The organism is Sphingopyxis sp. BE235 (assembly GCF_031457175.1).
GTDB lineage: Bacteria > Pseudomonadota > Alphaproteobacteria > Sphingomonadales > Sphingomonadaceae > Sphingopyxis.
The window spans coordinates 198,200-211,771 of the sequence record NZ_JAVDWC010000005.1 but is presented as its reverse complement, the minus strand read 5'-3'; the positions used below and the strand labels follow the sequence as shown (position 1 = coordinate 211,771).

The 13,572-nt window shown below is 65.8% G+C and carries 12 protein-coding genes; 3 read left to right on the top strand and 9 right to left on the bottom strand.

Going from position 1 to position 13,572, the window contains the following annotated elements; translation table 11 throughout:
• Positions 1 to 112 precede the first annotated feature (112 nt).
• Positions 113 to 658, top strand: coding sequence for a hemerythrin domain-containing protein (locus J2X38_RS19515; RefSeq protein WP_058536051.1), 546 nt, complete (start codon positions 113 to 115; stop codon positions 656 to 658).
• A gap of 248 nt (positions 659 to 906) precedes the next feature.
• Here J2X38_RS19515 and J2X38_RS19510 read toward each other — a convergent pair whose 3' ends face one another.
• The 9 genes from J2X38_RS19510 to J2X38_RS19470 all read right to left on the bottom strand — a co-directional run bounded on the left by J2X38_RS19510 (position 907) and on the right by J2X38_RS19470 (position 10,541).
• Positions 907 to 1,773, bottom strand: a complete 867-nt coding sequence (locus J2X38_RS19510) for an endonuclease/exonuclease/phosphatase family protein (protein WP_310256479.1) — start codon at positions 1,771 to 1,773, stop codon at positions 907 to 909.
• Positions 1,770 to 3,116 carry a GH1 family beta-glucosidase gene (locus tag J2X38_RS19505; RefSeq protein ID WP_310256476.1) on the bottom strand — a complete coding sequence of 449 codons (1,347 nt, stop codon included), beginning with the start codon at positions 3,114 to 3,116 and terminating at the stop codon, positions 1,770 to 1,772. Before J2X38_RS19505 ends, J2X38_RS19510 begins: the two co-directional genes overlap by 4 nt.
• Positions 3,113 to 3,868, bottom strand: coding sequence for an alpha/beta hydrolase-fold protein (locus J2X38_RS19500; protein ID WP_310256475.1), 756 nt, complete (start codon positions 3,866 to 3,868; stop codon positions 3,113 to 3,115). The genes J2X38_RS19505 and J2X38_RS19500 overlap by 4 nt, the downstream gene beginning before the upstream one ends.
• Positions 3,869 to 3,891: 23 nt before the next feature.
• Positions 3,892 to 4,707 carry a carbohydrate ABC transporter permease gene (locus J2X38_RS19495; RefSeq protein ID WP_058536055.1) on the bottom strand — a complete coding sequence of 272 codons (816 nt, stop codon included), beginning with the start codon at positions 4,705 to 4,707 and terminating at the stop codon, positions 3,892 to 3,894.
• Positions 4,704 to 5,630, bottom strand: coding sequence for a sugar ABC transporter permease (locus tag J2X38_RS19490; protein ID WP_310256472.1), 927 nt, complete (start codon positions 5,628 to 5,630; stop codon positions 4,704 to 4,706). The genes J2X38_RS19495 and J2X38_RS19490 overlap by 4 nt, the downstream gene beginning before the upstream one ends.
• On the bottom strand, positions 5,627 to 6,901 hold the full coding sequence (locus tag J2X38_RS19485; RefSeq protein WP_310256469.1) for an extracellular solute-binding protein: 1,275 nt from the start codon (positions 6,899 to 6,901) through the stop codon (positions 5,627 to 5,629). Before J2X38_RS19485 ends, J2X38_RS19490 begins: the two co-directional genes overlap by 4 nt.
• A gap of 16 nt (positions 6,902 to 6,917) precedes the next feature.
• The gene (locus J2X38_RS19480) at positions 6,918 to 7,955 is read right to left on the bottom strand and encodes a LacI family DNA-binding transcriptional regulator (protein WP_310256466.1); all 1,038 of its coding nucleotides are present in this window, start codon (positions 7,953 to 7,955) and stop codon (positions 6,918 to 6,920) included.
• A gap of 117 nt (positions 7,956 to 8,072) precedes the next feature.
• The gene (locus tag J2X38_RS19475) at positions 8,073 to 9,155 is read right to left on the bottom strand and encodes a sn-glycerol-3-phosphate ABC transporter ATP-binding protein UgpC (RefSeq protein WP_310256464.1); all 1,083 of its coding nucleotides are present in this window, start codon (positions 9,153 to 9,155) and stop codon (positions 8,073 to 8,075) included.
• A gap of 21 nt (positions 9,156 to 9,176) precedes the next feature.
• On the bottom strand, positions 9,177 to 10,541 hold the full coding sequence (locus J2X38_RS19470) for an MFS transporter (protein WP_310256462.1): 1,365 nt from the start codon (positions 10,539 to 10,541) through the stop codon (positions 9,177 to 9,179).
• Between the two features lie 259 nt (positions 10,542 to 10,800).
• Here J2X38_RS19470 and guaB point away from each other — a divergent pair, with 259 nt between their 5' ends.
• Both guaB and J2X38_RS19460 read left to right on the top strand, forming a co-directional pair.
• A complete protein-coding gene (guaB, locus tag J2X38_RS19465; protein WP_058536059.1) occupies positions 10,801 to 12,258 on the top strand; it encodes an IMP dehydrogenase in 1,458 nt (485 codons plus the stop codon).
• Positions 12,259 to 12,368: 110 nt separating this feature from the next.
• Positions 12,369 to 13,559 carry an RsmB/NOP family class I SAM-dependent RNA methyltransferase gene (locus J2X38_RS19460; protein WP_310256459.1) on the top strand — a complete coding sequence of 397 codons (1,191 nt, stop codon included), beginning with the start codon at positions 12,369 to 12,371 and terminating at the stop codon, positions 13,557 to 13,559.
• Positions 13,560 to 13,572 lie beyond the last annotated feature (13 nt).

Sequence of the window (13,572 nt, the reverse complement as noted above, 5' to 3'; positions counted from 1 at the left end):
AAAATCATACTAACCCAGGTTGGATTATCCGGAGCGTACGGAACATCGCCTCTCGCGCGGGGGTTCCTCGTACGGCGCCCAGCTTTTGGTTGCCCTCATCAGGAGAATATCCATGTCGCTTCTCGACCGCTTTATCGCCGCCGTCACGCCTCCCGAAAGCGAGGAGGCACGTCGCGAAGCGCGCACCAAGGCGAACGGCGCCGCGATGCCCGGCGACTGGCTCGACCAAATCCTTCAGCATCATTTGGACCTCGAGGACGCCTTTGCTGAGGTGAAAGCGTGCAAGGACAGCGCGAGCCGCACGGCCGCGCTCAAGAAACTCGGCGTCATCCTGACCGGCCATGCGATCGCCGAAGAGGCCGTCATCTACCCCGCTATGGCCGATGAGGCGCACAAAGCGCACGCGGCCATGGGCTATGACGAGCAGGCAATGGTCAAGGTAGAGATGGCGATGCTGGAGAAGCTCGACCCCATGTCCCAGGATTTCATCGACAAGCTCGAGCATATCGAGGGTGCTGTGCAGCATCATATGTATCAGGAAGAAGGCACTTGGTTCCTCGAGCTCAAAGAGAGCGCATCGGTCGCCGACGAGGCCATGCTCACCAAGCGCTATCAGCAGGAATATGAGCGGTACGTGGGCGCTCCGTTGCTGGCGTGACGCGTGGCTCCGGCACCCTCGGGGGTGCCGGGGTGCGTCGCGGGGCTGTGGATCAAAACTGAAGCGATTTGCTGCTCCGCCTCCGGGAATTCGCTTTAGTTCCTTGCTAACAAACGCTGACGTCGCTGGGAACGGTTGCCGACGTCGCCTTTTGACGATCTGCACCTAGAAGCGGACAGTCTCCAATCGGCCAAAAAAATGCTATCATTGGTGTCCCCGCTTTCGCCGGGATGACGAATGAGGTGTGGTCAGCAACCCTTCCCGATGCACAGGTCCGCAACCACCGGATAATGATCCGACGGCAGTTTGCCGCCATTCTGGTCGGTCAGCGTCGCGTGGCGCAGCACCGTCACATCGTCGCTGACGAAGATATGGTCGATCGGGCTCGGGTCCATCTGCGCGATCTTGAAGCCGGTGAAGGTGCCGAGCGGGCCGTAATGCGGCGTGCGGCTGATGATGCGGCTGTCGCGGAGCGCGCCTTTGCCCGGCTCGACGATCGCGGCATAGGGATTGCTCGTCGCGGGGCTGTTGAAGTCTCCCAACAGCACCGCGGTTTCGCCCGCCTTGCGCTGCCCGTCGATCCAGCGGCGGATCTGGCGCGCGCTTTCCTGCCGCGCGACCTCGCCGATATGATCGAAATGGGTGTTCACGACGAGCAAGCTGCGCTTCGCGCTCCGGTCGTGCAGCCGCGCCCAGGTGGCGATCCGCGGCAGCGCGGCGTCCCATCCCTTGCTCGGGGTCTCGGGCGTCGGCGACAGCCAGAAGGTTCCCGATCCGGCGAGAGTGAAGCGATCGCGGCGGAAACCCAGCGGCGAATATTCGCCCTTTTCCTTGCCGTCGTCGCGCGCGACGCCGACGAATTGATAGCCGGGCAGATCGGCCTCGACCGCCTGTTTCTGGTGCTGCAACACCTCCTGCATCCCGACGAAATCGGGCGCCTGATAGGCAACGAGCGCGATCAGCGCGCTTCGCCGGTGCGGCCAGGCATTGTCGCCGTCCGACGCGAGATCGAGGCGGATGTTGTAGGTCATCGCCTCATAATGATCGGCGCGTTCTTTGGCGGCGGCGGGGAGCGCGAGCAGCACCGCGGCAGCGAGGATCAGTGCTTTTTTCATCCGAGGTTCCCTCCATTGGCCGCGATCACGCTGCTGTAGAAGCGCGCGCTGCGCTTCGGCGTGCGGACCTGCGTTTCATAGTCGACATGCACGATCCCGAAGCGTTTCGAAAAGCCTAGCGACCATTCGAGATTGTCGAGCAGCGACCACGCCATATAGCCGCGCACGTCGACGCCCTTCCTGATCGCATCACCGATCGCCGAGATGTGCGTGCGCAGATAGTCGCAGCGCAGCGGATCGTCGATCCCGTCGGGGCCGGCGGTCGGCGGGTCGTAGAAGGCGGCGCCATTCTCGGTGATATAGACGGGAATATCGCCATAGGTGTCGCGGAACCAGACGAGCATGTCGGTGAGCGCGGGCGGATAGACTTCCCAATCGGTCGTCGTGTGCGTCGCGATCTGCTTCACCGGCGAGGCGCCGACGGGCCACTGGTTCGGGTCGGCCTTCACGACATTGCGCGTGTAATAATTGATCCCGATGAAATCGACCGGCTGGTTGATCGCCTTCAGGTCTTCGGCGGACCATTCGGGCCATGCCTCACCGAACACCTCGGCGAGTTCGGCGGGGTAGAAGCCTTTCAGCGCCGGGTCGAGATATTGGCGGTTCATGTAAGCGTGCGCGCGCGCGGTCGCGGCAATATCCGCGGGGCTGTCGCTCGCGGGATATTTGGGCTCGATATTGACGACGAGGCCGATCTCGTGCGCGCCTTCGCTGCGGTAGGCTTCGACCGCCGCGCCGTGCGCGCGCATCAGATTGTGGCTCGCGATCGGGGTCTCGAACAGGTTGCGGTGGCCGGGGGCGAGCGCGCCGTGGAGATAGCCGCCGTCGGTGATCACCCACGGTTCGTTGAGCGTCACCCACTTCTTCACGCGCCCGTCGAGGCGGCGGTACATCACCGCGCCATAGTCGGCGAACCAGCCGGCAATGTCGCGGTTGAGCCAGCCGCCCTTGTCGTCGAGCGCGGCGGGCAGATCCCAATGGTGCAGCGTCAGCAAGGGCTCGATATCGTTCTTGAGCAATTCGTCGACCAGCCGCTCATAGAAATCCAAACCCGGCTCGTTCACGCGCCCGGTTCCCTCGGGCAGCACGCGGCCCCAGTTGACGCTGAAGCGATAGGCTTTGAGCCCCAATTCCTTCATCAGCGCGACATCGGCGGGCATGCGGTTATAATGGTCGCACGCGACATCGCCGGTGTCGCCCTTCACCGCCATCAGCCGCGGGTCGTGGCTGAATCGCTGCCAGATGCTCGCGCCCGCGCCATCGGCGAGCGGCGATCCTTCGATCTGATAGGCGGCGGTCGCCGCGCCCCACAGGAAATCGTCGGGGAAGACACTCTTGCTCATTTCTTGTCCTTGTTGGTGATCGTTGGGGAGGGGAGCTTTTGCTCGAGCAACCAGGCGTAGAGCGCCGGGTCGTCATAGGCGGGATCCCAGGCGTTGTGGCCGAGGTCGGGATAGATGGTCAGGCGGACCTTGCGGCCGCCGCACGCGCGGATCGCGCGCGCCATGGCGAAGCTGCCTTCGGGGATCACGACATCGTCGCGGTCGCCGTGAAACGCCCAGACGGGGAGGTCCATCAGGCGGCACGCCTCGCCCGGATTGCCGCGCCCGGCGACCGCCGCGACCGCCGCGAACCGCTTGGGCTCGGCAATCGCCCAGCGCCAGCTGGCATGGCCGCCGCGGCTGAGACCGGTGAGGTACACGCGCGTAGAATCGATGCGATATGCCTTGGCGATATGGTCGACCAGCTTGTCGAGCTTGTCGATGTCCCAATCCTGATCCGTGCCGAGCAGAGGCGACACGGTGAGGAAGGGGAAGGCCGGGTCGCGCTCGGCGATCTTCGGCGGGCCGTGGACCTTGACCTTCGCGACATCGTCGCCGCGCTCGCCCGAGCCATGGAGGAAGACCAGCAGCGGATATTGCTTCGCGGTGTCGGTCAGATAGCCCTTCGGCACGAACAGCTGATACGGATAATTGCCCGCCTCGATCGGCTGCTGCGGCGTCTGCCCTTCGACCGGCGGAGCGGCTTTCGTCTTCGCGGCAGCCGGAGCGGCGGCAAGGGCAAGCCCCAGCAGCGCCGCAGTCCAATATGTCATGCATCTGTCCTTGGTTGAAAAACTCATCCCTTGACGCTCCCCGTCAAAAGGCCGCTCAGGTAAAAGCGCTGGAGCGCGAGGAAGAGGATGAGCACGGGCAGGGTGGTGACCACCGCGCCCGCCATCATCAGCTCATTGTCCTGCACATGCTGGCGGCTCATCGCGGCGAGCGCGACGGGCAGCGTGTAGAGGTCCTGATCGGCGAGGATGATCAGCGGCCACATGAAATCGTTCCAGCTGCCGAGGAAGACGAACAGCGCGAGCGTGACGATGATCGGGGTCAGGATCGGCAGCACGATGCGGCGGAGGATCTGGCCCTCGCTCGCGCCGTCGATGCGCGCCGCCTCGAGCATCTCGTCGGGGATCGACAGGCAATACTGGCGGACGAGGAAGATGCCGAAGATGCCCGCGAGCCACGGCACCAGCGCGCCGGCATAGCTGTTGACCAGCCCCATCGCCTTGAGTTCGAGGAAGAGCGGCAGCATCCCGATCTGCCCCGGCACGACGAGTGCGGCGACGAGCAGGCGGAAGGTCGCGTCGCGTCCCTTGAAGCGCAGCTTGGCGAACGCGTAGCCCGCGGGGATCGTGAAGAGCAGCGCGAGGCCCGTCGCGAGGGTCGAGATCAGCAGGCTGTTGAGCAGGAAGCGGCCGATGCCGAAGGTGCCGAACAGCATGCGGTAATTGTCGAGGCTAGGGTCGTTTGGCAGCAGCGGCGGCGGGAATTGCGATGCCTCGCCGCGCGCCATGAAGCTGACCGACAGCATCCACAGCAGGGGCGCGATCGTGAGCAGTGCGACGAGCGCGGCGAGCAAGGTCACGGACCAGCGGCGCAGGCTCATATCGCGCCGCTCCGCCTGGCCAGCCGCAGTTGCACCAAAGTCACCGCGAGGATGCAGAGGAACAGCAGGAAGGCGACTGCCGCGCCCGACCCGAGGTTCCACCATTTGAACCCCTCCTCATACATGAAATAGAGGATGGTGACGGTCGACTGCGCGGGGCCGCCCTGCGTCATCACATAGGGTTCGGCGAACAACTGGAACATGCCCGCGACGGTCAGCACCGAGACGAGCAGCACGGTGGGGGCGATCGCGGGCAGGGTGACGTGGCGGAGGCGCGTGAACCATCCCGCGCCATCGATCCGCGCCGCCTCGTCGAGCTCGCGCGGCACCGTCTGCAATGCGGCGAGGAAGATGATCATATTATAGCCGAAGGTCTTCCAGCCGACGAAGATCAGGATCGCGGGCAGCGATGCATGCGGATCGCCGAGCCAGTCGATCGGCGCGATACCGAACAGCGAGAGCAGGTAATTGACGAGGCCGTAGCGCGTGTGGAGCAGATAGCGCCATACGACCGCGGTTGCGACGAGCGTCGTCACATAGGGCGCAAACAGCGCGACGCGCCACACCGGCCGCCATTTGAGCCAGCGCGAATTGACGAGCATCGCCGCGAACAACGACAGCGCTACGATGAAGGGCACGCCGAAACCGACGAACAGCAAGGTGTTCGTCACCGCTTTCCAGAACAGCGGGTTGCCGATCAGCCTTTCGTAATTCTCGAAACCGACAAAGCGCAGATTGCCGATGTCGGCGAGCGCATAGATGTCGAAATCGGTGAAGCTCAGGGCCAGCGACGCGATCGCGGGCAGGACGAAGAAGAGGATGATCGCGGCGAGCGCGGGCGACGACATCGCCCAGCCCGCGCGCGCTTCGCTCGCCCGTCCGGCGGCGCTCGCGCTTTCGCTGGTTCGCCGCTGCGCGCTCACAGTGCACGCCCTTTGTCCAGCATCCAGCGCCGCTTTTCGAGCAGGCGGTCGGCGCGGACGTCGATCTCCTTCGCCGCCTCATCGACGCTATACTGGCCGCGCACCATGCGCTCGGCGACGATCTGCATTTCGGTGACGATGCGCTCCCATTCGGGCACCTTGGGCAGCGGGGTCGCATGGTCGAGCTGGACCCCGAAGGGGGCGACGATCGGGTCATCCGCGAGCCCGGCTTTCGTCCATACCGAGCGCCGCGCGGGAAGGTCGCCGGTGAGTTGCTGGAACTTGAGCTGCGCGGCGGGCGCCATCAGCCGCGACACCAGATCCCACGCCGCATCGCCATGATCGTTGCCTGCGAATACGACGAGGCTCGATCCGCCCGGGGCCGCCGATCCGATGCCGTCGGGGCCGGGATTCGGCGCGGTCGCCCAATTGCCCTGCATGGCGGGGGCGAGGCGGGACTTCATATCGCCGATCGTCCATGGGCCCGACAGGAACAGGCTGAAATAGCCCTTCGCAAACTCGTCCCATATGTTCGAAATCTGGGCCGAGGATGCCAGCGGCGCCAACCCCTCATCGAACAAGCTTTTGTAGAACGCCAGCGCGGCCTTGAATTCGGGGTCAGAAAACGCACCGCGTGCGCCGTCGTCGCGCAGCATGCGCGCTCCGGCCGACAGCGCGAGCGTCGTCAGCTGCTCATATTCGTTGAGGGGGTAGAGCAGCGCATAATTGCCCGCGCCGACCTGACGCTTCACCTTGTGCAGCGCGGTCTTCCATCCGGCCCAGTCCGCCGGCGGCGCATCATATCCGGCGCGCGCGAACAGATCCTTGCGGTAATATTGCAGCCGCGTGTCGACATACCAGGGGATCGCCCACGCCAGTCCTGCGATGCGGTTGGTTTCGACCACCGCGCCGAACTGATCGTCAAGCAGCCCGAGCGCGCGATCGGGAACCGGCGCGATCGCACCGATCGCCGCCAGTTCGGCGATCCAGCTGTTGCCGACCTGTCCAACCGTGGGCAGCGACCCGCCGGCGAAGCCGGTGAGCAATTTTTCGTGCGCCGCGGTCCATGGCAGCGGCTGGATGGTGATCGGGGGCGCGTCCGCAGGCCAGTCGATCGTTTTCAGCAGTTCGGGAAGGCTCGCAGCCTCATTACCCATCGCCCAGACGGTCAGTTCGGCATCGTCGCGCACGCCGCATCCGGTCAGCAGCGAAGCAAGGGGCAGCGCGGCGAGCGCGCCCGTCAGATGGCGCCGCGTCAGCTGCATAGGCATGGCCGCGCCGGTTGCATCATGTCGGCAAGGCGCCCGCTGCGGCGACGCTCACCGGCGTTGCCGCCCCGCCCGTTGTGCCCCGCGCAACCAGCGTCGGGGTCAGGATCGTCGCGCTCGCGCCCCCCAGCGTCTCGCCGCGCAGGATGCGCAGCAACATCATCATCGCGGTCGACCCCAGCCGATCGATCTTGACCTGCATCGTCGTCAGCGACGGATTGAGGTGGCGTGCGAGCGGGATGTCGTCGAACCCCGCCACCAGCACGTCACCGGGAACCGACATGCCCGCATTGGCCAGCTCCGCCATCAGCCCGACCGCCATCTGGTCGTTCGCGGCAAAGACGGCGTCGGCGGGCAATTGTCCCTGCACGAGCAGCCGGCCGGCCTGCGCGCCGCTCTCTTCCGAAAAATCGCCGGGCAGGATCGCGGGGTTCGAAATCTTGGCGATCCGTGTCATCGCGTCGACAAAGCCGCGCTGGCGGTCGCGCGCGTCGCGGTTGTGCTTGGGCCCCGCGATATGGACGATCTGCCGCATGCCGCGCGCGAGCAGCGCCTCGGTCATCGCATAGGCCCCTTGATAATTGTCGACCGCCACAAAGGGCAGGTCGAGCGAGCCCGCGTCATAATTGAGCAGCACCGTGGGGAGCGCCGGGTCGAGATAGTCCGACAGCAATTCGGGCTTCAAATCGGGCGGCATCACGAGCAGCCCGTCGACGCGCCCGCGCATCGCCGCGATCGCGGCGGCGGTTTCGTGCGTGCTGCCGTGCATGTTGCCGAGCAGCAAGTGCATGCCCGATTCATGCGCGACCAGATCGATGCCGCGGATGATTTCGGAGAAGAATTCGCCAAACAGGTCGGGCAGGATGACACCGACGGTGTCGGTCTTGCGCCGCGTCAGGCTGCGCGCGCCGCTGTGCGGGACGAAGTTGAGCTTCTTGACCGCCGCCATCACTGCGGCCTTTGTCGGTGCCGTGACATTGCCGAGCCCGTTGATTGCCCGCGATGCCGTCGCCACCGAAACCCCCGCTTCGCGGGCGACGTCCCTCAATGTAGCCATGCCGTCGGGCCCCTTTCCCTCAAATGGCGCCAAGCCGCTGATGCGACTCTGTTTTTTTATCCATGCCGGGCGCGGAAACCGTCGTAACGTAACCGGTTACACGGGCAAAATGCAAGGTCATTCGCCCGCCGTCCCGAGCGCCTGACCATCGGCACCGAACAGGTGCAGATGCGCGGGCGGCAGCGAGGCAAGGACCGTGTCGCCCTCGTCGAGGCTGCCGTCGTCGCGCAACTGGCACGCGATCGGCTCGTCGCCCTCGCGTCCGCCCAGATGCAGGGTTGCGAGCCCGCCGAGCCGCTCGATAAAGCGGATCGTGAAGGGCAGCGCATCGGGCGCGTCGCCGATCGCAATGTCCTCGGGCCGGATGCCGATCGAAAGCGGCGTTCCGGCCGTCAGCGCCGCCGCAAGCGGGGGCAGGGCGATGCTGCGCCCATCTTCCAGCGCCGCGCGACCATCGGCGGCGATCGTCGTGGGCAAGATGTTCATCCGCGGCGTGCCGAGAAATTGCGCGACGAAGATATTCGCGGGCCGCGCATAAAGTTCGCGCGGGGTGCCGACCTGCTCGATCCGTCCGTCGCGCAGCACGATGATCCGGTCGGCGAGCGTCATCGCCTCGACCTGGTCGTGCGTCACGTACAGCGTCGTCGTGCCGAGCTGGCGGTGCAGGCTGGCGAATTCGTAGCGCATCCGGACACGCAAATCGGCGTCGAGGTTCGACAGCGGTTCGTCGAACAGGAAGATCTGCGGCTGGCGCACGATCGCACGCCCGATCGCGACGCGCTGGCGCTGGCCGCCCGACAGCGCGGCGGGCTTGCGGTCGAGCAGCGCCTCGATGTTCAATATCTCCGCGGCGCGGTGCACGGCCTCGTCGATCTCGGCCTTCGCCGCCTTCGCGATCTTCAAGCCGAACGCCATATTCTCGCGCACCGTCAGGTGCGGGTAAAGCGCGTAGGATTGGAACACCATCGCGATGCCGCGCTCCGATGGCGGCAGATGGGTAACGTCGCGGTCGCCGATGACGATGCTGCCGCCGGTCAGCTCTTCCAGCCCCGCGACCGACCGCAGCAGCGTCGACTTGCCGCACCCCGACGGGCCGACGATCACCGTGAATTCGCCGTCGGCGACGTCGATCGACACGCCTTTCAGGACCTCGGTGGCGCCGAAGCTCTTGCGCGCGTCACGGATCGACAGTCCGGCCATGGCTCCCTCGTTCCTAATGCCTCAGTGAACGGTCACGCCCGCGCTCGCCTGCCGGGCCGGCGCGCGTCCGGCCGCGATGGCGAAGACGCAGAGGAGGGCATAACAGGCGGCGGGCAGGATCAGCGCGGCGGCATAGCCGACCGCGCCCGACAGAAGGCCGATGAAATAGGGGATCACCGCCCCGCCGACGATCGCGGTGCAGAGCAGCCCCGACGTCGCCTCGGCGCGCGCCGTCGAGCGCTCGAGCGTCAGGGTGAAGATCACCGGGAACATGATCGAATTGAAAAGGCCGATCGACAGCGCGACAAAGCCCGCCGTCACGCCGCCGACAAGGACGATATAGAGGCAGAGCAGCACGGCAATCGCGGTAAACGCCACAAGCATCTTCGACGCCGAGAAGCGTGCGAGCAGCACCGACCCGATCGCGCGGCCGACCATCGCGCCGCCCCAGTAAAGCGCGACGGCCTTGCCCGCTTCCTGCAGCGAAACGCCGGGAACGCCGTCATTGCCCATGATCCAGCCGAAGGTGCCAAAGGCGGCGTCCGATTGGCCCCAGATCGCATCGCTGTTGAGGAACAGCGCCATCTGCGTGCCGATCGCAACCTCGGCGCCGACATAGAGGAAGATCGCCAGTCCGCCGAGCAGCGCCCAGCGCGACGAAAAGGCCTCGCGGATCAGCTCGCCCATTCCGGCGCGCTCGCCCATCGGCGCGGGCGGCACCGCTTCGTTGACGATCCGCCGGCTGACCCAGAAGAACAGCAGGAGCGCGATGATCAGCCCGCAAATCCAGAAATAGGCCGAATCGATCCCGGCGAGCGCCTGCGCGCGCACGGCTTCGGTGACTACCGTGCCCTCCTTGACCTCGACGCCCTCGAGGAACAGGTGCGCGCCGATCAGCGGGCCGAGGAAGGTGCCGAAGCTGTTGAAGGTCTGGCTGAAGGTCAGGCGGAAATGGCTGCGTTTCGGATCGCCCAGCGCCGCCGCGAGCGGGTTCGCCGCAACCTGCAGGATCGTGATGCCGCTTGCGAGGATGAAGAGGCCCGCCAGCACAAGCGGATAAATCGCGAGGTTCGCCGCGGCGAGCATGACGAGGCAGCCGACCACCATCGTCGACAGCGCGGTCAGGATCGACGGCACCGAGTGGAAACGCGCGATCAGCGCGGCGGCGGGGAAGGACATCAGGCCATAGGCGATGAAGAAGGCCGATGCCGAAAGCTGCGCCTCGGCGTCGCTCAATGTGAAGATGCCCTTCACCGCGGCGACGAGCGGATCGATCAACGACGTGATGAAGCCCCAGGCGAAGAAAAGCACGGTCACCGCGGCAAAGGCCGCCATGGCATTCGAGCGACCGCCGCTATGGGTGGTCGCCTGGCTGGGCACGTTCATCCGGAATATCCTCTTCGCCGAAACTATGTTATGCGCAGCGGTCTAACGAGCGGCCCGAGGCAATGCAACCGGTTACATTTCGGTGACTGTCGGCTCCCGTTCCCGTGCTCCCGCCAATCATCCCGCGCCACGCGAAATAATCGTTCGTCACCCACTGGCGCGCCCGCGCGCGACTGGTTACATGGGCCGCCACCAAACGAATCGCGCGTGCCGCCCCGAAAACCGGGACAGGCGCCGCCCGCACCAGAAAGTGGCACCCATGGAAATCATCACCGGCCTGACCTTCGACGATGTGCTGCTGGTGCCCGGCGCGTCGGATATCCTGCCGTCGGACGCGAACCTGTCGACCCAACTGACCAGCGAAATCAGCCTCAACATCCCGATCCTGTCGTCGGCGATGGACACGGTGACCGAGGCCGACATGGCGATCCTGATGGCGCAGATCGGCGGTATCGGCGTGCTTCACCGCAATCTGACGATCGAGGAACAGGCGGCGGCGGTGCGTCAGGTCAAGCGCTTCGAAAGCGGGATGATCGTCAATCCGATCACCATCACCCCCGACGCGCCGCTGTCCTATGCGATCGCGCTGATGGACCAGCATCGCATCTCGGGCATCCCCGTCGTCGAGACCGGCGGCAAGCTTGTCGGCATCCTCACCAACCGCGACGTGCGCTTCGCTGACAATCCGGGCCAGCCGGTGCGTGAACTGATGACCGCCGAAAATCTTGCGACCGTGCGCCCCGGGGTCGGGCAGGACGAGGCGCGCAAGCTGCTGCACCAGCGCCGCATCGAAAAGCTGCTCGTCGTCGACGATGATTATCGCTGCATTGGCCTGATCACCGTCAAGGATATGGAAAAGGCGGTCAATTTCCCCGAGGCGACCAAGGATGCCAGCGGCCGCCTGCGCGTTGCGGCAGCGACCAACACCGGCCCGACGGGGATCGAACGCGCCGAAGCCTTGCTCGACGCCGAATGCGATCTGATCGTGGTCGATACCGCGCACGGCCACAGCAAGATGGTCGGCCAGACGGTCGAGGCGATCAAGAAGCTCTCGAACCGCGTCCAGATCCTGGCGGGTAATGTCGCCACCGGCGATGCGACGCGCGCGCTGATCGATGCGGGCGCCGACGGGGTGAAGGTCGGCATCGGCCCGGGATCGATCTGCACCACGCGTATCGTCGCGGGTGTCGGCGTGCCGCAGCTCACCGCGATCCTCGACAGCGTCGAAGCGGCGTCGAAGTTGGGCGTCCCCGTGATCGCCGACGGCGGCCTGCGCACCTCGGGCGACATCGCCAAGGCTCTGGCCGCGGGCGCGTCGAGCGTGATGGTCGGATCGATGCTCGCGGGCACCGCCGAGGCGCCGGGCGAGACCTTCCTCTATCAGGGCCGCACTTACAAAAGCTACCGCGGTATGGGCAGCGTCGGCGCGATGGCGCGCGGCTCGGCCGACCGTTATTTCCAGCAGGACATCAAGGATCAGATGAAGCTGGTCCCCGAAGGCATCGAGGGCCAGGTGCCGTTCAAGGGCCCCGCCAAGGACGTCATCCACCAGATGGTCGGCGGCGTGAAGGCGGCGATGGGCTATACCGGCAGCCGGACGCTCAAGGATTTCCGCGAGCGCGCCAAATTTGTGCGCATTACCAACGCGGGCCTGCGCGAAAGCCATGTCCACGACGTCGCGATCACGCGCGAAGCACCGAACTATCCGGCGGGGTAATCTGCCCCGTCGTCATTGCGAGCCATCGAAGCAATCCAGAGCGGCTATGACCGCACCGGACAGCTTCGTCGCTTCGCTCCTCGCAATGACGGGGAAGAAAGGTTGAACTTATGACCCCCGCTGCGCGCGTCCAGACTGCTATCGAAATCCTCGATGCCATCGCTACCTCCGCGCGTGACGGCGGGGCACCTGCCGACGCGATCTTTGCCGAGGCGATGCGCGCGCGCCGCTATGCCGGATCGAAGGATCGCAGAGCGATCCGCAACCATGTCTATGATGCGATCCGCGGCGTGCGGTCGGTGCCGGTCTCGGGCCGCGCCGCGATGCTGGCGCTTGCCGATGCCGACCCCGAACTCGCCGCGCTGTTCGATGGTGCACCCTACGGCCCGGCAGCGATTTCGGCCGACGAACCGCGCGCCGAAACCGGGATCGCCACCACCGCGCTCATGAAACTCTTCGACCCGCTGGTCGGCAAGGCGGAGCGCGAGGCGATGCTGGTGCGGGCGCCGCTCGACCTGCGCGCCAACCGCCTGCGCTCCAGCCGTGACGAACTCGCGCTGATCTTTCTGGACGGCGAAGCGATTGCCGGCCTTGCCGACGGCTGGCGCCTGCCCGGCGAAACGGCAGCGGTCCAGCACAGCTCCTACGCCGAGGGTCAGTTCGAGGTGCAGGACGCCGCGAGCCAATATGCCGCCGCCGCGCTGGGCGCTGAAGCCGGGCAGGTGGTGATCGATCTGTGCGCCGGCGCCGGCGGCAAGACGCTCGCGATCGCTTCGGCGACGGGCGACGAAGCCGCGATCCTCGCCTGCGACACCAATCGCGCGCGGCTTCAGCAATTGCCGCCGCGCGCGCACCGCGCCGGGGCAACCGCGATCGAAACTTTGCTGCTCAATCCGGGGCAGGAACGCGCGATGCTCGCCGACCGGATGGGCAAGGCCGATCGCGTCATCGTCGACGCCCCCTGTTCGGGCAGCGGCACCTGGCGGCGCAGCCCCGAACTGCGCTGGCGCTCGACCCCTGCACGGCTCGACCGTCATGTTGCCGAACAGGCGAAACTGATGGACATCGGTGCCGATCTTGTGGCGCCCGGCGGCAAACTTCTCTATGCTGTCTGCTCGATCATCACGCGCGAGGGGCGGGCACAGGTGGACGATTTTCTGAACCGGCATCCGGGCTGGACGGCCGACGACGGCTATCTTCCCGATGGCGTCGGACGCGCCGCGGGGGCGGGCTATCTGATGACTCCGGGACACGACGGCTGCGACGGATTTTTTCTCGCACGACTGACGGCACCATGTTAGCATCGCCTGCAAT

Bases quoted from the DNA above. Each gene is read 5' to 3' on its own strand.
- J2X38_RS19475 (WP_310256464.1), bottom strand. From the start codon at position 9,155: ATGGCCGGACTGTCGATCCGTGACGCGCGCAAGAGCTTCGGCGCCACC.
- J2X38_RS19495 (WP_058536055.1), bottom strand. From the start codon at position 4,707: ATGAGCCTGCGCCGCTGGTCCGTGACCTTGCTCGCCGCGCTCGTCGCA.
- J2X38_RS19510 (WP_310256479.1), bottom strand. From the start codon at position 1,773: ATGAAAAAAGCACTGATCCTCGCTGCCGCGGTGCTGCTCGCGCTCCCC.
- J2X38_RS19515 (WP_058536051.1), top strand. From the start codon at position 113: ATGTCGCTTCTCGACCGCTTTATCGCCGCCGTCACGCCTCCCGAAAGC.
- J2X38_RS19470 (WP_310256462.1), bottom strand. From the start codon at position 10,541: ATGAACGTGCCCAGCCAGGCGACCACCCATAGCGGCGGTCGCTCGAAT.
- J2X38_RS19460 (WP_310256459.1), top strand. From the start codon at position 12,369: ATGACCCCCGCTGCGCGCGTCCAGACTGCTATCGAAATCCTCGATGCC.
- J2X38_RS19500 (WP_310256475.1), bottom strand. From the start codon at position 3,868: ATGACATATTGGACTGCGGCGCTGCTGGGGCTTGCCCTTGCCGCCGCT.
- J2X38_RS19505 (WP_310256476.1), bottom strand. From the start codon at position 3,116: ATGAGCAAGAGTGTCTTCCCCGACGATTTCCTGTGGGGCGCGGCGACC.
- guaB (WP_058536059.1), top strand. From the start codon at position 10,801: ATGGAAATCATCACCGGCCTGACCTTCGACGATGTGCTGCTGGTGCCC.
- J2X38_RS19485 (WP_310256469.1), bottom strand. From the start codon at position 6,901: ATGCCTATGCAGCTGACGCGGCGCCATCTGACGGGCGCGCTCGCCGCG.
- J2X38_RS19480 (WP_310256466.1), bottom strand. From the start codon at position 7,955: ATGGCTACATTGAGGGACGTCGCCCGCGAAGCGGGGGTTTCGGTGGCG.